Below are 21140 nucleotides of genomic sequence, written 5' to 3'. Positions count from 1 at the left end.
ACCCCGGTGCTCTCTGGTAGACCTTGCAGGTATCCGTATGTTTCAAAAGCTTCTGAGCGTTTTACTCTTCGCAATCACATTCATCGGGGTGTCCAACGCCCAGCCGGAAAAGTGGGAAGAGGAGCATCCATGTGTGCAGGAAATCTGCATAGGTGACAGTGTAGACAAGCTGCGCCAGATAGGCTGGCAACCGGTTGACTACACCTCCAAGCGGGTAGAGCGTGTCAGCAAGTCATTGCGCGCCCGCCGTGCGAAGACCTTTCCAGGTTTTGGGAGTGATGGCGTTCCAAGCTATCTGATTGTTGGGCTGTTCGACTCGGATCTGCTTGATGATATGGAGCGGGTTAAGGTCGCTTGCACTCCGAATGAGATCAGGGGAACCTACCTTTCAAAGGGCGGGCATAAGACGGATGTTCGGGTTTCGTTGATGCCGGTTGCTGGCAAAACGACCATGAGCTGGCGTGTAATTGGTATTGGCCGAATGTACTCCGGCTTTGAGTCAAATGAACAGCAGGCACAGCTTAGTCAGGACTTGAACGCCCGGTACGGAAGGTTTCTCAATCGCCAGCCAAGTGGTGCGATGGTTGTTCCTATGGGCAAGGAAATCGCATTGAGCTTGCATTGGGTGGATTTGGCTAGGGACAAGAGCTTTGGAAATCATGGTCTATGCGATCGACCAAAACGCATCAGCGTGGATTAGGCGCGCAGCGGAAAGCGTAGGGCGGGGGAACAGTCAAAATTCTACTGCCTTCCATGTGGTGCGGGAACAATGGCAGATTTCAAGCTAAGCGGGGTCATGCCGGGAAGCTGTTGATCATCAAGATAGCCAAGCATTAGAAAACGTTCAATGTTCATCTGAACCTGGCCGGCTGGGGTCGCGCTTTGCGGATTTAGGGCAGGTTCGGGTGAGGCGTATCGCCAGGCGGGGCCGGAAAGCTCGAGCTTGGCGATTGCGGCGCCAAAGGTTTGTCGTTCAATGGTGAGCCAGCCTGTCAATCCGTTTTCGATATAATCTTCATACTCCGTGGTATGAGCGTCGCCCCAGCCGCGACTATAGAACGGCAAAGCCTGTTCTGGTGCGAAGCTTGAAGAATTGGGATCACTGGCAAATTGCATGGTAGCGGTAGCCCGGAACCTGCCAGGGCGAAGATCTTGAGGAGACGTTCCGGGAAGCCGGACATAAAGGTTCACGCCGGCATTGTTGCGCCAGCCATAGGTGCCGCTGTGTATCAGTGGTTTTGCGGCACCGGGCGGCAGGAAGCCCAGCTGCTGAGTCCAGAGGTTGGGGGTAAATATCTGAAGAACCACATCTTTTGACGGTTCCAACTCCTTGAGTGCGCCTTTCGTTCCCATAAGGATCGCCAGCACTTCCATGTCGGAGCCTGCGGTGGCCAATTCAGGAGGCAAGCCCATTTGGGCCAAAATGGCGCCGGGGTCTCCATCAGGCATTCCTGCCAAAGAGATGATATCGGGCATTTCCGAAACGGACACTGGGCTCACACAAACTGTTCCGGCATCGGACACTGCGCCGCTGAGGGTTGCCTTCGCCTGGGATGGCATCAGAAAGGAAAAGAGGGCATCGCTTTCTCCTTTCCGAATCCCCTGTCCGTAGAGGTGAGCGTCGGCGATTTGCTCCTCGCTCAAGAAGCTACTTAGTGCGGCCAGGCGTTTCTGGCCGGTTGTTCCTGAAAATATCGGGGCATCCCAGTCAATATCTGTGCGGTAGGATTCTTCCGTGAGGTACCATTGTCCTTGAAGGTTTCCTGAAAGTTCTGAACGGATGTTGGCTGGCAACTCTGCATCGTTGGGAACCAAAGCATTTGATGCGTTGAGGTCGCCGCGCCACCATGGGTTCAGCGTAGACGCCATGCTTGACCAAGTGCAAGGTGGGTCCAGGACGGCGCCTGAAACACTCAGCATGTAGGCGATTGGTTTGCCGTCTGTCTGGGTCGCGCTGACCCCCACAGCAATCTTGTGTTCATATCCGACCTGCTCACCACTTCCGCTGAGCGATAAAAGGTTGATACGCACGGTATTCCGTTCGGGTCGCTCTATGGGGCCGTGCCTGGTATCGATATAGTTTCGGCTATCGGCGCGGCTGGCAATGTCGCCATCAACGATCAGGTGAAGTGAGCTGTCATCGAAACACTCGCCCGTGTTTTCGTCTATCCTGCATAGATCGATCTGTATACGGCTTTCGCGCGATGAGCCGGGCGGGATGGACAGTGTATAAAATGCCGTAGAAAAACCTGGTGGTAGTGTGTCTTCAACTATGAGGTCGTTGTGCCCGGGTGTGAAGAATATTTCTTCAACCGGTGTAATGAAGGATGAATCGTCAAACCTATGTGCAGCCATCACTTCTGCGTAGACGTAAGCAAATCCATCCCCGTCAAACCGCGTCCAGCCAAGCTGCTGGAATGCGAGCGTCGCATACTCGATGAGATCTTCCGCAGACAAGTTTGCTTCGTCTGAGGCGGCAGCGATGGACGCAAAGACTTCACGGCTCGCGTCTTTGATGTCAGCTGTCGTGATCTGGGTTGTCAGGCGCAATGCATCCGCCCAAAATCGGCCAGTACCCCAGCTGTTGTTTTGGTTGAGCACTCCAAAAAGCGGCTCAGAAAAGTCTCGGGAGAGTGAAACTCCGGGGGCTGTCTCCGCGGCTGCCACCGCTGTAATGTTTGCCAATCCTTCTAGTGCCGATAAGTATACCGGGGAGGTATTGTCCTGGAGCATTGCGGAACGAACGGGTGGATATTTCGCAAGCAAAGCTTGGCCAATTGCTCGAGAGAGCATCGCCTCAATAGAGCCATCTCCTGCAGCGGAAAATATCTCATCTGGATCAACCAGAATGACTCCTCCAACTGGATCATAGAAAAGGGCGCCCTCGGCGCGTTGTTGAGCTCGCTGGGTTGCTTGCGCCAGAGGGGAGGATTGAGGGAGAGCGAAGATCGGATCGATCTTGCCCAGCCGCAACAACGCTAGTTTCTGATCCTCATTGAAAAGCAAGGTCCAGAGGTTCGCGCTGCTTTTCGCTTCATCCCCAATCGTCTGGCCCAATGCAGAACTCGGATCACATCCGCCGGAAGCGATGAAAGCTTCGAGTCCGTCGCCACTGCATCGCATTTCGGGATTGTAGTCATTCAGGGTCTGCGCGCTCCCCGCACCATGGCAGAAAGCAAAAAGGAGCCCCGCAACGGAAGGACCAGCCAGCGCTTTCATTCGAGTTCTACTCCATCGCCAACGTAAGGCGTGTCCGGTTCTCAAACCCCACTTTGTCTGTGCAGCTATCATTATTTTCGAAGCCGCAGAGCAGGTTTGATATCGTCAGTCCTTCGATTTGATCGCAGCGAGCAGCAGCGATACCGATGTTTCGGTTGTCGGATTCTCCTTTAGCCAGTTTGCCTGGATAAACGGCGACTTTCCCTCGTGCATCTACGGCGGAACGGACTGCGGGGTTTTCGGTAGAGAGCGCGGGGAAGGCGTCCATACTCAAAAATTTTATGTTCTTCCGCGCTCCGTTTGTTGCTGTGTAGGCCACCTTGCATCCTGATTGCCCTGAGACCATGCCGTCCTCCATCCCCGTGATGAGGATCAGGATCGCGCCGCCTGTTTGTGGCAACTCTGCAGGAGTGGCCGTATACGACGAATCCGTGGTCGGAGGAGAGGGTGTAGCGACTTCGCTCGCGTGTGAAGAGGGCGTTTCGTTTCCGCAGGCGGATATTGCGCCGAGCAGCGCTATGGCCAGATGGCGAATTTTGATGGGCATCTTATTTCACCTCGATCGGTAGCACAAACAGGGTGTCATAATCTTCCCGGTATCGAATTTCGTAGGTGCCGGGTTGATCTGGCGCAGCAAGGGAGATGGGATTTCCAGAAGATGGCCATGCGATTGCGTCGTAGGCGTCAGGATCGCTCGCCGGGCCAATCACGATGGTATGATCGGCGAGGGCTGGGCCTTTCCATCGGACATCGAAGGTCTGACCGCGCGAGACGGCAGATGGCGCCGAGAGGTCAATCTCGGAGGGCAGCACCGTAACGGGGATGCGGGCGTCTTCTCGGCTTATGCCATAGGGATCATACAGATAGATCAGGTCATACTCTCCCGGATGAGGGGCCGTACGCATTTCAAAAGTACCTTTGACGATATCGCCGTTCAAAGAGCGGACATGATGCGAAAAGCCTGCGCCTCTGGGTACCAGCGCAAACACGTCGTCGGGGCGCGGTGCGATATTGAGCTCCACTATCATGGTGGAGGCCGAGTAGACTGGCCCTTGCACAGAGATAGCTGCATTCGCAGCGGCGGCTCTCAGGAGAATTTCGGTGTTTTCAGTAAGGGGCCAGTCGAAGTCGGCAGTCCCGACATAATCGCCTGAGCGCGCCGAAGCATGCACTTGGAGACGCCCCGGTCTCGTGTTGGCGCCATCGAGGAGTGACGGCTGGATCCGGCCAATATCCGTGCTTTCTGAAAGCGAGAAGTCTGGCCCGGTAATTGTCCATTGCGTTGGGCCAGATGTCTGCGTGGTATCATCGATAACGGCGCGGATCTCATAACCAGAAGGGGCGGTGAGTTCCTGCTCTGCCGAAGCTTTGCTCAGGGCATTATCGAGTTCATCGGCATTGGCTGCGGACAAATACAATCCGCCTGTTTCTGTCGCCAGACAGCGTAGTTGGGCCTGGGTATTTGCATCGCGGATATCAAAGCCAATAACATGCGCGGTGAAATTAACGCCTGCTGCCTCAAGCTCGCGGCCGAGTGCGCAAGGATCTACTCCGCACGTTTCTGCTCCATCGGAGAGAAGTAGAACCGTGGCCTTTTGCTCCGTGTACTTTAAAACATCTGCAGCCATTCGAACGGAATTTCCGAGTGGCGTCTTTCCTTTGGGGTTTAGCTTTCTTGCAAATTCAGTCTGGCTTGCCGCGTCCACAGGTCCTGGCGAAGCTACTAGCTCAATATCGTTGCAGTCGCCCTTTTTGCGATGCCCATAGACGATCAGACCAGCATCTACCGCTTCGTCATCCCAGCGCTCGACGAGTGAAGCATAGGAATCTCTCAGAATCTCGATCTTCGCTTTTCCGTCGACCCGCCCCCACATCGAGCCTGAAGCGTCCAGCACAACCATAATCTGTTCGCGCGCCGAAGCCTGATCGATGTTCTGGTCGGAATACGCATATGGGCCGGTTATCAGCAGGGCGCACGCGGATGCCAGGAACGCCTTTTTGAACGCGGGGGAAGCCATGGTGAACTCCATCAGTATTTTGACCAATCGGTGGAATAAGTGAGTGGGGCGTGCCGATAGAGGACTGTAAGTCCAACAAAGTCTTCGAGCAGCGCTTGGGTCTTTGGGGTGGACAGATTATGACACACCTTGTCCGGCTCATTTTGAGAGGCCGCTTCAAGGTTATGCGCGAAAGTATCGGACCAGGAGTAGAGAAAGCTGGCTGCCCGAGCGACTTCCGGGCGGTTGTGTTTTTTCGCAAGTTCCGCGACATCCTTCAGATAGGGGCGGTTCAGCTGTAGTGATTGTGATAGCTCTGCCAGCCGGGACGGCGAGATGTCGTCTGGACATTCTGCTCTGGCATTGGGCACCCAGCACAGCAACGCGCAGCAGATGCCCAACGCCAGGAGTTTAGCGCCCGGCACGGTCAACTTCCTTCTGGAACAGGATGAGCGCCTGAGTGGCCGCGTGCGCCTCCTTTAGCCACGCTTGTGCGTTTTCAGGTGTTGTTACACGTTGCTTGGCAAGGCTCGTAAAACGTCTCTGGAAATCCTGCATTTTTCCAGCATCGCCAATTCGTGCTTCTGCGCCTGCTGTATATCCCTGCTGACAAAGCGCCGCGATCTCGCCCAATTGTTTCCGTAGGTCGGAACGCCGGTCGTACACCGCATTCAGAGCGTCCCGATCATCGGGGGCAGCTTGCGCCAGAGCAAATACCGCTTCGTCAACGCTAGCGACCAGATCGAAGATGTTGCCCGGAAAGAGGATCGCTCCTGGATCAAAAATATTGCCGGGAAAAGCTTGCGCATCCGGTTCGAAGATGTTGCCTGGAAAGGCGGTTTCGTCAGGCTTGAAAATATTTCCGGGAAACGCCTTATCGGGTGTTCCGGACGCCTCCTGCGCTGAGGCCTGCGCGCCTCCGAAGTAAAAGAGAAGCCCGGCAGCCAGGCTTGCAATCATTCCAACAAATCGTAACACGTGCGTCCCTCCAGTTCGACCGATACTGGGCCGCCTACCCAGTAAAACGGAAAAACACCCCTGAGGCGGAAACGCATTCTGAAAGAATTCTTGCATCCCTTTCGGGGTATGATTTTCTGCACGAGTTGAGATCCCGGAGCTGAGGCGAAAATGGAATCAGGCGTTTCACGCAAGGATGCTGCTGTCTTTATTGAGCAGCACTATGATGCGCTGAAGGCGATGGCTCGAAGCCGTCGTCGTCGGGCGCAGGGACCGCAGGGCATGCTTACGACCGACATCCTTCACGAGGCATGGCTTAAGATATCCGATCGTGAGGATTGGAATGATGAGGCACATTTCCTTGCCAGCGCCGCGCAGGCCATGCGGTCGGTGATCGTGGATCATGCCCGCGCCACGCTCGCCCAGAAGAGAGGGGGAGGTGTCCGGCACGCACTGCTCGACGAGCTTCAGGAAATACTTGCCGATCCCTCAGAAACGCCGGAAGATCTTTTGTCGATCAGTAGCCTGATCGACAGCTTGGAAAAGGATCATGCGAGAGCGGCAAAAGTAGTGGTTTTGAGATACTTTGGCGGCTTCACGGATGCGGAAGTTGCGGCAATATTGGGCGTCAGTGATCGAACAATTCGCAGCGATTGGGGCTTCGCCAAAGCGTGGATCATCGACGCATTGGAGTGCGATCTCCCTACGGCTCTGAAATAGGCGCCGCTTGTTTTCCCGCAGGGGCAGAGATTACCCGTTCCGTTTCGCGCAACAGAGTCTGAATGCCCGGTGTCAGTGCGTCCATACCGGAACCTTTGGCCCAGCTTTGTTGTGCCTCTTGCATCAGGCTTTTTGCTATATCTGCTTGTCCCGACAATGCGAACAGCTCCGCTTCGGCAAAGTCGAGTCGAATGTTGAGGTCGGCCCTTCGCATATCGTCGGCCAGGATTGATATGATTTCCTCCTTCTGTGTTAGTTCACGCGCTTCCCGCAGGCGGTCGTTCGCTTCAAGTGTGTTGCCGGTTCGGGCAAAGGCGCGCGATTGAATTGACAAGAGGTCGACCGGCCAACCAGAACGATAGCTGTAGTCATTCCCAATTAGTCGAAGTGCATTTTCTGATGCGCTCAGGGCGAGTTCAGGTTGATCATTCATCAGCGCGCACTCGGCGATAAGTCCGTACAGGAAGCTTGCTTTCTGCGGAGACTGAAAGCGCAGATCTGCTGCTTCTGCATATTCCGGAAGGTAAGCTAGGGGGGCGGTAGAGTCTCCCTTCAGAAAGATTGTGAGAAGGGCCAAGTTCTCAGCGCTTGTAATGTCGTCAGGAGTGCGGATGCCTTGGTTCCTGCCTTCTTCGAAGGATTTCGCCATGGCGTCGACAGCTGAATTCCATTCGCCAATAGCAAGGTAAGCCGTGCCTATCTGGTTGTAATAATAACCGACCTTTTCTGTAGGCTCGGCGAGACTGATGGCGCGTTTTGCGTTCTCAATTACTGCTTGATAGTCGGCCAATTCTCCGGTCCAGTTGGCGACGATCATGAGTTCCTGCGCGATATCGGCAGGTGCGGTCCGCCCGGAGGCTTCGCGTATAAGTCTGATCTGACCTACGAGCGCAGCTGCTTCCTCTGGGCGTCCGGATTCCGACAAAGCGCGTGCGAGATTAGATTTTGCATCTAAGATGACTTCCGTATGGCCAACGTTATCATCAGCAAACGGAGTAAGGACCTCCGCTGCAAAGGCGTGATCATCCCGGTACATGAAATTTTGACCTATCGCGTAGACAAGAAAAATGTCCTCCGGTTCGCCATTCTGTATTCCGTCAGAAGCATTGTGGGCGATGCGGGCAAGCGCATGATCCAGCTCCAGGTTGTCAATTTCCGGTATTCCGTAAAGGGCTTGAAGTGCATGACGGTACCCTGACAGGGTGCGCGCTTCGAATTCCCGCTCTGCGAGCGCGCGCTCCGCGAGGGCGGCCGCTTTCTCTGCCCTATCCGCCCAAAGGCTTGTCAGCAGCAAGCCGCCAATAAGGCTCAGCACAAACAATGCGGACGTTGCGCTGGTCAGCCAGTGGCGACGTATGAACTTGCTGGCGCGGTAGGCGTCGCCGCCATTGCGGGCGGCAATCGCTTTTCCGGCGATATAGCCAGAGACGTCTTCAGCGAATGCAGTTACGCTGGCATACCGAGCGGACGGTTCGGAAGCTGTTGCCTTGGCTATAATGGCGGCGGCGTCCTGGGATAGCCTTGCATCGTGTCTTGGCTGACGGTGACCGGATAAAAGCTCTCTTAGAACGACCCCCAACGCAAAAATGTCGGTGGCCACAGTGACCGCGCGCCCTTCCTTTTGCTCTGGCGCGGCGTAGTCTGATGTCATCGGGGCAATAGAGCTTTCTGCATTTCCATCAATCTCGAAGCCGACACCAAAGTCGATGAGGCGAAGGCGTCCATCCTCATCGATCAGGATATTCGATGGCTTGATGTCTCTATGCAGCACAAGTCGGGCATGCGCGTGGGAAACTGCAGCACACAGATCAAGAAGCAGTTTGAGCCGTTCCCGTTCCGGCATGTCATGCGTTGCAGAAAGAAAATCGGAGCCTTCTACGAGTTCCATCACCATATAGGCACCAACTTTCGGGTTCGTGCCGCCGTCGATGATCCGCGAGATATTGGGGTGTTCCAGCCGCGCCAGGATAGCGCGTTCTGTCAAAAATCTTTGTTGCTCGGAAGCTTCAGGCGAAACGATCTTGAGGGCGGCCTTCTGAATGAAGGCGTCCGTCCGTCTCTCTACCGAATAGACCTCACCCATTCCGCCGAATCCGAAAAAGCCGGTGACTTTCCACTCGCCGACAACGTCATTGGTGTTCAGTTGCGGTTTGAAAGAATGACGCGCGATAGCGCCCGTTGGCATAAAAGCGCCGGTGCGTTCCGCAGCATCGACCAGCCTGAGGATTTTGTCCCGAATGTCGGCATCTTTGGTGAGACGGGAGAGCGTCGAAAGTCTCTGATGCGGCGCCGTTGCGATCACCCGGTCAAAAAGCGCTTGGATATCCGTGAGATTTTGACTCATGGCAGCAGAAATCCGGCATCAGGCATTCGATGATCTCACGACCCCGACAAAGGGAGGGACTACTTTCAATAAATCAAGTGGAACGATGGGCCAGCCCAAAGCTGGATCATTTCTGAAAAAGTCTGGGCGAAGCGACCTTTTGCGCCGCGAATTAGAGTACCTTCGGTGCGTCCTCCTTGCTTCGCGTCAATTGAAGGAGGGCGGCATGATTGGCAAGTTTCCGGTTTCGCTGTGGCGGTGTCCATGTTGATGGCCGCCCGCGCCGGAGGTTTTCGGCGTATCCATGAATATGCCATATGCATACGGTCGCGATTGTTTGGAAGTCGATAGTCTGCTGAACCGGCCGTGGTGAAGTTCGTATGATCGAGGTGTCCGGAAATCATGGACAAGAGGCTGGAAAAAGATGCGCGCTTCTGGGACCGGATCGCCGCGTCCTATGCCGCTGATCCCATAAAGGACGAAGGCGGCTACAGGCGTACAATCGGGGCAGTGATTGAGCATCTGGCGCCCGGCGACCGGGTTTACGAGATGGGATGTGGCACGGGCACAACGGCATTGAAGTTGGCCTCACATGTGCGCCGCTATGCGGCGACAGACATTTCTGGCGAGATGATTGCGATTGCGCGCCAAAAGGCGCAGGCCGCGCAATGCCAGAACCTTGATTTTGAGGTGGATGGAACGGGCTCGTTGGCGCAGGCGGGGGCGCCCTACGATGTCGCCCTGGCATTCAATGTGCTGCATCTGGTGCCATCGTTGGAGGCCGCGGTGGCGACAGTGCACCGTTTGCTGCGGCCGGGGGGCGTGTTTATTTCCAAGACGCCATGCGTTGCGCTGATGAACCCGCTGATCCAGCTTGCCATCCCGGTGATGCAGGCTTTCGGGAAAGCGCCATCTGTAACGATATTGAACCCCGCACGCATCGGGAGTGCGCTCTTGGAGGCAGGGTTCCAGATTGAGGAAGAGGCCTGGCACGGAACTAAGGGCAAGGATATGCGGCCCTACTTCGTGGCGAGAAAACTATAATCCGATCTGACTGGCCACTCGCTTGAGCGAGGCGTGGGACGACTTTGTACCGGTACAGAGTTGGGATCATGTTGTGAGGCTGCGAACATTTTGGCCGCTCGTGCGGAAATAGCAGGGCGCTCGCGCTGCTTTAAGCCTCCATGTTTGTGCAGGCGCCTGAAGCGGCTTCGGCGGCGGGAGTTGCCGGGCGATACTGCCCGCTATATGCGGTTCGACAAGATTGCATATGCTCAGCGCCTGTCAGCGTCTGTCAGCGCTTGTAAAGCCGGGGAAGCGACCGCCATGGATTGGAACCTTGCGCGGGCATTTCTCGTGACGGCAGAGACCGGATCGTTCTCAAAAGCAGCGCGTGTTCTGGGGCTGACGCAACCAACACTGTCGCGACAGGTGGCGATGCTGGAAGATGCGCTCAAGGTTGTTCTCTTCGAGCGGGCGGGAAAGTCGCTGATCCTCACAAAGACGGGCGAAGACCTTTTGGACCATGTGCGCCTGATGGGGGAGGCGATGCGTTCCTTTCAGGAAGCAGCTACCTATAGCACGGATACATTGCAGGGCAGAGTGCATATCTCGGCCCTGGACTCATACTGCATCTACATCCTGCCGTCGATCCTGGCGAAGATCAGGGCTGAGTTGCCGGATGTATCCATTGTCGTCACGTCAACCAATGCCATCAGCGACCTGCAGCGGGGAGAAGCCGATATCGCGATCCGGCATATTCGTCCGGAGGCAGATGAGCTGGTCGGAAAGCGAATTCTTGAAACGACTGCGGCGTTCTATGCCTCTACCGATTGGGTTGAGCGCAATGGCGTTCCGCGGCGCCCCGACGAGTTGCGGGCAGATCAGTTCATTGGCTTTGAGAGCTTTGATGAAAGTGCGGAGTTTTTGAAGGGGCTGTCAGTCCAGGCGACCGCTCAACAACTGAGGATTGGGTCAAACCAAGCCGTTGTGATTTGGGAAATGGTGAAGCACGGGTTGGGTGTCGGGCTCATGCTGGACGAGATCGCCTGTCAAACGCCTGGTGTTCAGCGCGTTCTCCAGGATGTGCCCTTGATTGAAGTGCCCGTTTGGTTGTTGTCCCACAAAGCGCTGCGGACCAGCCGGCGGATAAAGGCAGTCTATGATTTGCTGGCGGAAGAACTGGTGAAGCAGGTGGGGGCTCGACGCGCCTAGCCGGGACGTGAATGGGGGGCAGCTGAAGCCGGTAGATCAGCCTTCCAAGTGGGCTTTTGTGTGCGTTCGGATGGGCGGTCACAGTTCATGGAATGGAACGAGTGGGGAAGGTGGGGCTGGCCCGGCTGCTTCTGGTTTCAGATGTGTTTCGTCGGAAGTCCGGCAGACAGTTTTACCGTCTCCATCGAGATGTAAGCGGACATGTCGTACATCTCCATCCGCTTCAGAAGCTGTTTGTAGACCGTGTCGTAATACTCGACATTCGGTAGCACCAGTTTGAGGATGTAGTCGAAGTTTCCCGTCAGGCGATGCACTTCAACGATCTCGGGAATGGTCGTTACGGCGGCGTGGAACTGATCCAGCCAGTCCTTTGAATGCCGCCCGGTTTTTACCAGCAGGAAGATCGTGGTCGGGAGGTTGATCTTCTTCCGGTCCAGCAGGGCCATCGTGCCGGTGATGTACCCGTCGGCGCGCAGCCGCGCGATGCGGCGTGAACAGGCGGAGGCCGACAGCGAGAGAAGCTCGGCAATATCGGCCGCTGGCATCTCACCATTTTCCTGTAGAAGCGCCAGGATGCGCCGGTCGCGGTCGTCGAGCATGTCAAACCTTGCATGTTTCGTGATGGTGACGCGCTCAGGCTGCACAAAAGTTGGTCTGGGCGCAATTGCGTTGCGTGATTTTTGCTATTTTAATTCACGAACGCGCGCCAATTACGCAAATTGTGCGCTACCGATGCGTCTTGAGTGAGATTTGAATGCGAATGGAGCGGATAGGTGAAGACGATTGGACTGATTGGGGGCATGAGCTGGGAGTCGACGACGACCTACTATCGCTACATCAATGAGGCGGTCCGGGATAAGTTGGGCGGCCTCTCTTCGGCAGATCTGCTTCTCAGTTCTCTGGATTTTGCAAGCATCGTCGCGCTGCAGAAGGCCGATCGCTGGGACGATGCGGGGAGTGTCCTTGGCGGCGCTGGCGCGCGGCTCGCGCGGGCGGGGGCTGACTGCATCCTCATTTGCACCAACACCATGCACCTGGTGGCCGACAAGGTTGAGCGCATGTCCGGCTTGCCGCTCATCAACATCATTGACGAAACGGCGGACGTACTGAAGGGCGATGGCTGCCGGCGCCCGCTGCTTCTGGCGACGCGCTACACCATGGAACATGGCTTCTACAGTGATCGGATGGCCAGTCATGGCATTGACGTGCTGGTGCCCGCCGCAGAAGAGCGCCAACGCATTCACGCGACCATCTTCGATGAACTTTGCCAGGGCATCATCAGCGATGCGTCGCGCGCTGAAATGATGGGCATCATAGAGCGCGCGGCCAGCCAGGGCGCAGATAGCGTCATTCTGGGGTGTACGGAGATACAGCTCCTGCTCGATCCCCGCGCACTGCCGCTCCCCGGCTATGATTCCACAGAGCTGCACGCCAAAGCCGCAGTTCGGTTTGCTCTGTCGGGAGAGGCGCTTGCCAATCCCGGCGCAGCTATCAAGGGCGTTAAGGACCTCTCATTGTAATGAAGCGGGGTACGGGCTAGTCGCCCGGTAAGTATGAATTGTGCGCTTGTCTGGCAGGGGCGAACGGATTGCAGCGGATGCTGTTGAAGTTTTGTCCTGACTTTGCTGAGCGAGGGCGCCCCGGCAGGTGTCTGCCGGGATTTGGTTGAGGATCGGAACGGTCGCCATGGTATCGAAAGTGAGCAACCGGAAGAAGAACTCCGAAGGTGGCATCTTTTTGGTATTTCGGGAGCAGGAGGCCGCCCTCCGGCGTTTCCTGCGCCGTATTTCTCCGTCAGTGTCGGACATAGACGACATCGCCCAGGAAACGATCCTGCGCGCGCTCCAGGCAGAGAGAGAGCGCGACATTCTTCAACCTAAGGCCTATCTCTACACGATTGCGCGAAACGTGGTCCGCGACGCGATGGATAAAAAATCGCGGTCAGTGATCGACTTCATTGAGGATTTTGCGCCGGAAACCGTCTCATCCAATGAGCCTCTGATCGAGGACCAGGTGGATGGGCGTCAGCGTATGCTCCTGTTCTGGGAGGCTGTGGCGACTTTGCCGGAACAGTGCCAGCAGGTGTTTGTGTTGAAGAAAGTCTATGGCTATTCTCATGCGGAAATCTCCAGGCAACTGGGGATCTCGGTCAGCACCACCGAGAAGCATGTGGCGGCGGGTCTGAGGCGTTGCAGCGATTTTCTGGACCGCCGGCTCTCCGAGGCCGGCTCTGGAGAAGAGAAGCGCCGGTCTGATGGGGTGAGGGAATAGTCGGCGCTGATTGGACGGCGCCAGTAACGGTGTGAAATGAAAAGAAAAGACATGCTCTCTCCCGATATGCCGGACCTCACGGCAGAAGCGGGGGCCTGGCTGGCGCAGCTGGAGACGGGCAAACTGTCAAAGGAAGATATGGCCGCGTTCCGTGAGTGGATCCAGCGCAGCCCTCGGCATTACGCCGAGATCCGCCGTCTGGCGGACCTTTCGCTTGAGGTAAATGTATTGACCGGAATGGCCGAGCCGCTGAAGGAAGCGGCGCGCCGCCGGCGTGTCGTGCGTCAGCCTGGGCAAACCTCTCGCCGGGTTTCTTCTGGGTGGACATGGGGGGCGGTGGGGCTGGCCGGCGTTGCTGCCCTTGCTGTGGCCCTTGTCGTGCGCATGCCCGCCGCGGCGCCCGTGTCCGACCCAATCTATCTGGCAACCCTTGTCGGCCAGACGCAGGATGTGTCGTTGGACGATGGGTCCCGCGTGAAACTCAATACCGACAGCCAGCTCGAAGTTGCCTTCGCCAAGGAGCGGCGCAGCGTCTATCTGGAAAAGGGCGAAGCTTATTTCGAGGTCGCGCACGATGCGGCGCGGCCCTTCACGGTGTACGCCGGTGATCGCTCGATTACAGCGGTCGGCACGGCCTTCTCCGTGCGCTGGACCGATGAGGAGCTGATCGTCACCGTGTCCGAAGGCAGGGTCGCCTATGGCAACGCGCCGGGTGTCCGCAAGACCGAGGCGGGGGCGCCAGAGCTGGTCCCGGCGGCCGCTTCGCAGCCGTCCACTCCGCGCACAATGCTCGGGGCGGGGCAGCGGCTTGAAGTTATTCCAAAGAGCCAGGCTGAAGTGATCGAGCGTGTTCCGGCAAACGAAATATCGCGCGACCTCGCCTGGAGATCGGGCTTCCTCGACTTTGAAAATGCGCCCCTGAGTGAGGTCGTGCGGGAGATGCAGCGCTACACCCCGCAAACCATCGAGATTGAAGGCAGCGAGCTCGCTGATCTCCGGTTTGGCGGGGTGTTCCGCATCGGCGAAACCGATGCCTTCTTCGAGGCGCTTGAGCTTTCCTTCGGTGTTGTGGTGGAAGAGACGCCGGACAGCCGGTTGGTTCTGAAGTCCGCGCACTGATCGAATGAGTATTTCCCGCTCAGGTGGTGGCGTTGTCGCCCGCCCGGTGCCGGGCATGTGGTTTCTCTGCAACTTCCTTTGCGTCATGACAAAAAACATCACAAAAAGGCAAAACTTTATGGCGGCTTTCTGCAGCTGCGCCGTCTTACCCTTGAGACGGCCAGTAGGGGCTTTCGACGTTCGCGGAAACGAGGAGGAAGAGGAGCAGTTCAATGTCAAATGAGGCTGCACGCATCGCGTTCGGTCTCGCGGCGCTGGCGGTTTTATCCGCAGGCGTATCGGTCGCGCAGGAGAAGTACGAGATCAGCATTGCGCCCGCACGTGCGGCCGATGCGATCAAGTCATTGTCCTTTCAGACCGGGCATTCGGTTCTCTTCCAGACAGAAGATGTCGGCTCGATAAGAACGAACGCGGTCAAGGGGCAGATGACTCTGAGGGAAGCGATGGATGCGCTTTTCAAAGGGACAGCTCTCACAGGCGGTCTTACGGAAAGCGGGATCATGACGATCTCGCTCGCCGGAGGGCAAAACCAAGATGGTCTGGAGAGCGATGTGACCAATATGATTTCGAAGAAGACTCTGATGGCGACTGTGTCAGCCATTGTGTTCGGAGCCGCGGGGGCTCAGGCGCAGGAAGTCGATGCCGCCGCCGATGAAGTGAAGCGTCAGGAAGTCGTTGTCGTAGTCGGCAGCCGGATTGCCGGCGCCGATGTTGGTGGCGCTTTGCCTGTGACGGTTGTGGGCGCTGAGGAAATTGAGGCAATCGCCGCCGTTTCCGGTGAAGACCTGTTCCGCGCTATTCCGCAGTTTGGTGACGTCAGCTTCAACCAGACCTCTGGCCAGGTCAGCAGTAACTTTGCGCGTGGCGACGTGGGGTCCGTCGATCTGCGCAATCTGGGCGTCGGCAGCACGCTCGTTCTTATCAATGGCCGTCGGGGCGTCAGCTATCCGAGCAGCCAGGCGAGCGACACGCTTGCGCCTGTTCTCACCTTCAACTCGAACACGGTGCCGGTAAACGGCATCAAGCGGGTCGAGGTTCTGCGCGATGGCGCAGGCGCCATCTATGGCTCCGATGCTGTGGCCGGCGTGGTCAACATGGTGCTTCAGGACGACTTTGAAGGTGCGCGTATTGAAGCGCAATATGGCGGCGCTCCGGATACGAACCTCAACGAACTGACGCTGAATGGCCTCTTCGGCAAGAGCTTTGCCGATGGCCGTGGCAATATCACTTTGTTTGCAAACTATACAGACCGCTCAGCGCTTCTGGCCAGCGATCAGGAGTTTTCAGCATCCGGAGATTTGCGTCCGCTTTTTGCGGGCACGCAATATGCGGGCAGCAATGCGCTGCTCAATAGTTCCACGACGACCCCATGGGGCGCTTTCCAAACGGTCGGAAACGTTCGCGTAACGCAGGGCGGCGTCTCGCTGACCAGCGCTGCGGGTGCTTTCCATGTTCAGCCGGGCACGAACGCCGGGTGCCTTGCCGGCCTGCCAAATGGCATCTGCATCGATGATGCTTCGGCTGCCTATACCGGTGGCGACATCAACATGCGCTGGGATGCGCGGAAGAGCTATCCGATCGCCATTTCTCCCGATCTGGAGCGCACAAACCTGTTCGCAATGGGTAAGTATGAGCTGGAAAACGGCATGGAGCTGTTCGGTGAAGCAGGCTTCTACCGCGCAGATACTGTCAGCGTTCAGGACTCTGTCTTCACCATTGGCTCGATCCGGATGACGATTCCGGAAACGAACTACTGGAACCCCTTCGGTCCGACTCAATTTGCGAATGGCGATCCTAATCCGAACCGGCTTCCGGGCATTGATGCGCCTGCCGAAGGCCTGCCTATCGTTCTGACCGGCCTGCGCTTTTCCGACCTTGGGCCGACGACCGTGCGCGTACGCGCTGAGCAATACCGCGCTCTGACCGGTCTGCGCGGCGATTTCGGCGGCTGGGATTGGGAAACGGCGCTTCTCTACAGCGAAGCAAAAGTGGATGACCGTCAGGACGGTATCAGCGCGTCGGCGCTCCAGGAAAGTCTCGCGCTGTCCACACCGGATGCATTCAATCCGTTTAATGGCGGCGATCCGCTCAATCCGGGATCGGACAATGCGTTCAGCTCGCAGGCGGCGCTCGATGCCATCACGATTGAAGCCAACCGCCGCAACAAAACGACGCTCTTCCAGTGGGATGCGAACATTTCGCGCCCTGATCTCCTTCAGATCTGGGCGGGTGACGTCGGCCTGGCTGCAGGCCTCGAATATCGCCGTGAAACGCAACTTGATGACCGCGACAGGAATGTCGACGGGACTGTCACCTGGTATGATACGGTTCTTGGTATTACGCAGGGGAGCAACCTGTTCGGCGTCAGCCCCACCCCGGACACAAGTGGTTCGCGCAATGTCGCCTCCGCTTACATCGAGCTTGCTGTTCCGCTGGTCTCGCCGGAGATGAATATCCCGTTGGTGCAGGCGCTCGACCTTCAGCTGGCTGGACGGTTCGAGGACTACAGCGACTTTGGAAGCGTAGCCAAACCGAAGGCAGCCCTGTCCTGGGACGTGATCGACGGCCTCCGCATCCGCGGCGCATATTCGGAAGGTTTCCGCGCGCCAAACCTGGAACAGGTGAACGCGACCATCATCACGCGCGGCAACACACGGACCGATTGGGTCATGTGTGAGGCCGACTACCGGGCTGGCCGGATCGCGTCGTTCAACGACTGCAACGCCAGCGTCGTGGCAACCGCCCGCCGCGCGGGCAACCCAAACCTGAAGCCTGAAGAGTCGACGAACTGGACCGTTGGCGCCGTCATTCAGCCGCAGGGCCTGCCTGATTTTGCCGGCAACATGACATTCACTGCCGACTTCTGGTCCATCGAGCAGACCGGCATTGTTGGGGTGTTCGGTGAGGGCAACGCGCTCATTGTTGACTATCTCAATCGTGTTCAGGGGACGAGCAATTCCAATGTTGTTCGCCTGGATCCGACGGCTGATGATATTGCCCGCTTTGCCGGAACTGGTCTTACGCCGGTCGGGCAGGTTCAGTATGTCGACGACCTTTATCAGAACCTTCAGCCGCAATCGGTCGAAGGTGTTGACCTCGGCTTCATCTGGAACCTTGACGGTACCCGGATTGGCGATTTTGACTTCAGCCTCAACGCTTCGCGTCTGCTGAAGTATGAACGGGGTGTCTCTCCGGACATTCAGGCACTGATCGATGCACGGGCCTCGGATTTGATCAACGAGCTGACGACCCTGCCGGAAGGCGAAGACCTGATCGAGCAGAACGGCAACCCGAAATGGCGTCTGTCTTCCTCGCTGACCTGGAGCTACAATCAGTTCCGCGTTGGAGCCAACGCCACTTATGTAAGCGGCGTCGATGATACGTCGCTGTCAGCGGGTCTTGGGAATTACTACCGGGTTGATGATCACACGCTGGTCAATCTCTACGGTCAGTACAGCTTCGAGCAGGATGGCCTGCTCGCCAACAGCCGCATCCGGATCGGTGCTCGGAACCTGTTCGACAAGGATCCGCCGCTTGCGGACGAAACCTTCGGGTACATGGGCTCCCTCTATCCGGCGACCCCGCGCTACCTGTATGTGAGCGTTCAGAAAGAGTTCTGACGATTTCAAGAAGCCCGGCGCTGCGTTTGGAGCGCCGGGCTTTTTTCTTCTCCTCGACACACTGAAATCAGGAAACCGGAACCATGATTGTTCGCGCCTCCATTCTGGGCGTCGCAATGGCTGTCGGCATTAGTCTGGCGTCCCTTGCTGATCCCGAAGGTCCATACCCATCGACCTATTCGCCAAAGCCTGCGCCGCCCACGGCGATTGTGGGCGCGCATGTCCTGACGGCCGAAGGCCCGGTTCTGGAAAACGCCACCGTGCTGTTCAAGGATGGCAAGATCGTGGAGGTCGGCCGCGATATTCAGCTCACGCCGGATGTGCAGGTGATTGATGGCGCTGGAAAATGGATTACGCCGGGCATCATCGACATTCACTCCCATCTGGGTGTGTTCTCTTCTCCGGGCGTGCCGTCCATGCGCAATGGCAACGAGAAGACCGGAAAGAACACGGCCGAAGTCTGGGCGGAGCATTCGATCTGGCCACAGGACCCGGGCTTTGAGATGGCCCGCCGCGGCGGCGTCACGACGCTCGCCATCCTGCCGGGCTCGGCAAATCTCTTCGGTGGCCGCTCGGTCACTATCAAGAACGTGTCCTCGGTCAGTGTTCAGGGCATGAAGTTCCCCGATGCGCCGCAGGGTGCCAAGATGGCCTGCGGTGAAAACCCGATCTACTACGCCGCGCGCGGAAATGATCCGTTCACGCGCATGGGCAACATGGCGGGCTTCCGGGCGGCCTTCATCGATGCCCAGGCCTATCTCGACAAGAAGAAGAGAGGCGAAAGCCAGAAAACCGATCTGCGCATGGAAACCCTCGCGGGCATCCTCACCGGCGAGATCCAGACGCACATCCACTGCTACCGCGCCGATGAAATGATGCAGATGATCGACCTCTCCAAGGAGTTCGGCTTCAAGATCGGCACGTTCCACCACGCCACCGAGGCCTACAAGATCGCCGATGTGCTCGCCGAGGAAGGCATCTCTGTCGCCACCTGGGCTGATCGCTGGGGCTTCAAGCTGGAAGCTTATGACGCTGTTCCTCTGAATGTGGCTGCGCTCGAATGGGCCGGCGTCCACACGATGCTCCATTCAGACAGCGCCGTGCTGGTGCAGCGCCTGAACCTGGAAGCGGCGATGGCCATGGCCAGCGGCCAGCGCGCCGGGGAGGAGATCACCCCCGAAACGGCTATCCGCTGGATCACGCTCAACCCCGCCACCACGCTCGGCATTGCCGACCGAACGGGCAGCCTCGCGCCTGGCAAGATGGCCGATCTTGTTCTGTGGTCTGCTGATCCGTTCAGCGTCTACGCCGTTGCGGAAAAGGTGTTTATCGATGGGGTCAAGGTTGTGGACAGGGATGCTCCTGCCACGGAGCCGTCTTCGGACTTCATGCTTGGACAGCCGGTCATGGGAGCGGTGAAATGATGCGACGCGCGACAATTCTTGCACTCGGTGCAGCCGCTCTTGCGGCCACCGCCCTTGCCGAACCGGTAGCCCTGCGCGGCGCCCGGATCATGACCGCCAGTGAAACTGGCGTCATAGAAAACGGCACGGTCGTCATCGACAAGGGGCGTGTCGTCTCGGTCGGCCAGAAGGTGAAACTGCCTTCTGGTGCACGGGAAATCGATGTCACCGGGATGACGATCACCCCCGGCTTCGTCGCCACCGATTCCGTCATCGGCATGGTGGAGATTTCCGGCGGCGCCAACGCTGCCGAAACCTCCAGCGGCACAGGCCGCATCTCCGCCGCCTATGATGTTCAGTATGCAATCAATCCTCTGTCCACCACGCTCCCCGTCGCCCGCAAGGGCGGCGTCACGCGCGCCATCGTCATGCCGAATCCCGGTGCGGATAACGCGACCTTCGCCGGTCAGGCCGCCATTCTGAGCCTGAGAGAGGGTGTCGAGGCCGATATCACGCCCCGCGTTGGTGTGATCTGGGATATGCGCACGCAAGCCTACGGGCGCGGCGCCACCTTCGTGCAGTTCCGCGCCGACCTCGCCGACGTTCGCCGCTATGCGCGGGATGCCTCGCTCTTTTCAAAGGGCGAGCTGATGGCGCGTGAGTGGTCCCAGGTTGATCTTCAGGCCCTCGTGCCGGTCATCAAGGGCGAAATTCCGCTGGCCGTGCGTGTCGATCGCGCTTCGGATATCCTGACCCTGATCGACATCGCTGCCGCCGAAAAGATCCGCCTCGTGCTGGTCGGCGCCGCCGAAGGCTGGGTCGTGGCAGACCGTATCGCGAAGGCAGGCGTTCCCGTCGCCATCGACCCGAGCGACAATCTACCCGGCGATTTCGATGAAATCGGTTCGATCTCGGAGAATATCGCAAAGCTTCATGCTGCCGGTGTGGAGCTGGTCATTCGCGGCGGCTCGGCGGCTCATGATGCCGGCAAGGTTCGCTATTTCGCAGGCATGGCCATTGCGCGCGGCGTCCCGCCCGAAACGGCGCTCAAGGCCGTCACCTCGACGCCCGCCCGCATCTGGGGCGCGTCGGATTTTGGCCGCATCGCGCCGGGTCAGAAGGCAGACCTTGCAATCTGGTCGGGCGACCCGTTCGAGCCGAAAACGGATCTTCGCGCGCTTTATATCGGCGGCGAGGGGCAATCGCTCCAGTCCCGGCAGGACGATCTCCAGGCCCGGTATGTTCCGGCCGCCCGCCAGCAGGCCGGCGCCCAGCCTGAATAAATCGGTCCAGCCTC

General features: G+C 57.8%; 17 protein-coding genes. 10 read left to right on the top strand and 7 right to left on the bottom strand.

Annotated elements, in window-relative coordinates:
* Positions 1-37 precede the first annotated feature (37 nt).
* The gene (locus K1X12_RS14570) at positions 38-700 is read left to right on the top strand and encodes a hypothetical protein (RefSeq protein WP_220988288.1); all 663 of its coding nucleotides are present in this window, start codon (positions 38-40) and stop codon (positions 698-700) included.
* A gap of 41 nt (positions 701-741) precedes the next feature.
* Here the strand turns inward: K1X12_RS14570 and K1X12_RS14565 are convergent, their stop codons facing one another.
* The 5 genes from K1X12_RS14565 to K1X12_RS14545 are packed head-to-tail and all read right to left on the bottom strand — an operon-like array spanning position 742 to position 6194.
* On the bottom strand, positions 742-3219 hold the full coding sequence (locus tag K1X12_RS14565) for a hypothetical protein (RefSeq protein WP_220988287.1): 2478 nt from the start codon (positions 3217-3219) through the stop codon (positions 742-744).
* A gap of 7 nt (positions 3220-3226) precedes the next feature.
* Complete coding sequence (locus K1X12_RS14560; RefSeq protein ID WP_220988286.1) at positions 3227-3766, bottom strand: hypothetical protein; 540 nt, start codon at positions 3764-3766, stop codon at positions 3227-3229.
* A gap of 1 nt (position 3767) precedes the next feature.
* On the bottom strand, positions 3768-5249 hold the full coding sequence (locus tag K1X12_RS14555; protein ID WP_220988285.1) for a vWA domain-containing protein: 1482 nt from the start codon (positions 5247-5249) through the stop codon (positions 3768-3770).
* Entirely contained in the window at positions 5249-5641 is a 393-nt protein-coding gene (locus K1X12_RS14550) for a hypothetical protein (protein ID WP_220988284.1), read from the bottom strand. Before K1X12_RS14550 ends, K1X12_RS14555 begins: the two co-directional genes overlap by 1 nt.
* Positions 5628-6194, bottom strand: coding sequence for a hypothetical protein (locus K1X12_RS14545; RefSeq protein ID WP_220988283.1), 567 nt, complete (start codon positions 6192-6194; stop codon positions 5628-5630). Before K1X12_RS14545 ends, K1X12_RS14550 begins: the two co-directional genes overlap by 14 nt.
* A 150-nt stretch (positions 6195-6344) precedes the next feature.
* Here K1X12_RS14545 and K1X12_RS14540 point away from each other — a divergent pair, with 150 nt between their 5' ends.
* Positions 6345-6893 carry an ECF-type sigma factor gene (locus K1X12_RS14540; protein WP_220988282.1) on the top strand — a complete coding sequence of 183 codons (549 nt, stop codon included), beginning with the start codon at positions 6345-6347 and terminating at the stop codon, positions 6891-6893.
* On the opposite strand, the gene K1X12_RS14535 is transcribed toward K1X12_RS14540, so the two are convergent.
* Positions 6877-9237, bottom strand: coding sequence for a serine/threonine protein kinase (locus K1X12_RS14535; protein WP_220988281.1), 2361 nt, complete (start codon positions 9235-9237; stop codon positions 6877-6879). The two genes, K1X12_RS14540 and K1X12_RS14535, sit on opposite strands and share 17 nt — an antisense overlap.
* A 381-nt stretch (positions 9238-9618) precedes the next feature.
* On the opposite strand from K1X12_RS14535, the gene K1X12_RS14530 reads away from it, so the two are divergent.
* Positions 9619-10260 carry a class I SAM-dependent methyltransferase gene (locus K1X12_RS14530; RefSeq protein WP_220988280.1) on the top strand — a complete coding sequence of 214 codons (642 nt, stop codon included), beginning with the start codon at positions 9619-9621 and terminating at the stop codon, positions 10258-10260.
* 282 nt (positions 10261-10542) lie between these two features.
* Entirely contained in the window at positions 10543-11430 is an 888-nt protein-coding gene (locus K1X12_RS14525; RefSeq protein ID WP_220988279.1) for a LysR family transcriptional regulator, read from the top strand.
* A 137-nt stretch (positions 11431-11567) separates the two neighbouring features.
* Here the strand turns inward: K1X12_RS14525 and K1X12_RS14520 are convergent, their stop codons facing one another.
* Positions 11568-12029, bottom strand: coding sequence for an Lrp/AsnC family transcriptional regulator (locus K1X12_RS14520; RefSeq protein WP_220988278.1), 462 nt, complete (start codon positions 12027-12029; stop codon positions 11568-11570).
* Between the two features lie 174 nt (positions 12030-12203).
* Here K1X12_RS14520 and K1X12_RS14515 point away from each other — a divergent pair, with 174 nt between their 5' ends.
* The 6 genes from K1X12_RS14515 to K1X12_RS14490 all read left to right on the top strand — a co-directional run bounded on the left by K1X12_RS14515 (position 12204) and on the right by K1X12_RS14490 (position 21126).
* Positions 12204-12950: an aspartate/glutamate racemase family protein gene (locus K1X12_RS14515; protein WP_220988277.1), complete on the top strand. Its 747-nt coding sequence runs from the start codon at positions 12204-12206 to the stop codon at positions 12948-12950.
* 166 nt (positions 12951-13116) lie between these two features.
* Complete coding sequence (locus K1X12_RS14510) at positions 13117-13701, top strand: RNA polymerase sigma factor (protein WP_220988276.1); 585 nt, start codon at positions 13117-13119, stop codon at positions 13699-13701.
* A 51-nt stretch (positions 13702-13752) separates the two neighbouring features.
* On the top strand, positions 13753-14820 hold the full coding sequence (locus tag K1X12_RS14505) for a FecR family protein (RefSeq protein ID WP_220988275.1): 1068 nt from the start codon (positions 13753-13755) through the stop codon (positions 14818-14820).
* Between the two features lie 212 nt (positions 14821-15032).
* On the top strand, positions 15033-18440 hold the full coding sequence (locus tag K1X12_RS14500; protein ID WP_220988274.1) for a TonB-dependent receptor: 3408 nt from the start codon (positions 15033-15035) through the stop codon (positions 18438-18440).
* A gap of 83 nt (positions 18441-18523) precedes the next feature.
* Entirely contained in the window at positions 18524-19864 is a 1341-nt protein-coding gene (locus K1X12_RS14495; protein ID WP_220988273.1) for an amidohydrolase, read from the top strand.
* A complete protein-coding gene (locus K1X12_RS14490; RefSeq protein WP_220988272.1) occupies positions 19861-21126 on the top strand; it encodes an amidohydrolase family protein in 1266 nt (421 codons plus the stop codon). The genes K1X12_RS14495 and K1X12_RS14490 overlap by 4 nt, the downstream gene beginning before the upstream one ends.
* Positions 21127-21140: the final 14 nt, after the last annotated feature.

This window comes from Hyphomonas sediminis (genome assembly GCF_019679475.1).
In the GTDB taxonomy this organism is placed as follows: Bacteria; Pseudomonadota; Alphaproteobacteria; order Caulobacterales; family Hyphomonadaceae; genus Hyphomonas; species Hyphomonas sediminis.
This window is presented reverse-complemented; position numbering and strand designations above follow the sequence as displayed.

Bases quoted from the DNA above. Each gene is read 5' to 3' on its own strand.
- K1X12_RS14530 (WP_220988280.1), top strand. From the start codon at position 9,619: ATGGACAAGAGGCTGGAAAAAGATGCGCGCTTCTGGGACCGGATCGCC.
- K1X12_RS14520 (WP_220988278.1), bottom strand. From the start codon at position 12,029: ATGCTCGACGACCGCGACCGGCGCATCCTGGCGCTTCTACAGGAAAAT.
- K1X12_RS14505 (WP_220988275.1), top strand. From the start codon at position 13,753: ATGCTCTCTCCCGATATGCCGGACCTCACGGCAGAAGCGGGGGCCTGG.
- K1X12_RS14490 (WP_220988272.1), top strand. From the start codon at position 19,861: ATGATGCGACGCGCGACAATTCTTGCACTCGGTGCAGCCGCTCTTGCG.
- K1X12_RS14540 (WP_220988282.1), top strand. From the start codon at position 6,345: ATGGAATCAGGCGTTTCACGCAAGGATGCTGCTGTCTTTATTGAGCAG.
- K1X12_RS14500 (WP_220988274.1), top strand. From the start codon at position 15,033: ATGTCAAATGAGGCTGCACGCATCGCGTTCGGTCTCGCGGCGCTGGCG.
- K1X12_RS14510 (WP_220988276.1), top strand. From the start codon at position 13,117: ATGGTATCGAAAGTGAGCAACCGGAAGAAGAACTCCGAAGGTGGCATC.
- K1X12_RS14495 (WP_220988273.1), top strand. From the start codon at position 18,524: ATGATTGTTCGCGCCTCCATTCTGGGCGTCGCAATGGCTGTCGGCATT.
- K1X12_RS14560 (WP_220988286.1), bottom strand. From the start codon at position 3,766: ATGCCCATCAAAATTCGCCATCTGGCCATAGCGCTGCTCGGCGCAATA.
- K1X12_RS14535 (WP_220988281.1), bottom strand. From the start codon at position 9,237: ATGAGTCAAAATCTCACGGATATCCAAGCGCTTTTTGACCGGGTGATC.
- K1X12_RS14525 (WP_220988279.1), top strand. From the start codon at position 10,543: ATGGATTGGAACCTTGCGCGGGCATTTCTCGTGACGGCAGAGACCGGA.
- K1X12_RS14555 (WP_220988285.1), bottom strand. From the start codon at position 5,249: ATGGAGTTCACCATGGCTTCCCCCGCGTTCAAAAAGGCGTTCCTGGCA.
- K1X12_RS14565 (WP_220988287.1), bottom strand. From the start codon at position 3,219: ATGAAAGCGCTGGCTGGTCCTTCCGTTGCGGGGCTCCTTTTTGCTTTC.
- K1X12_RS14570 (WP_220988288.1), top strand. From the start codon at position 38: ATGTTTCAAAAGCTTCTGAGCGTTTTACTCTTCGCAATCACATTCATC.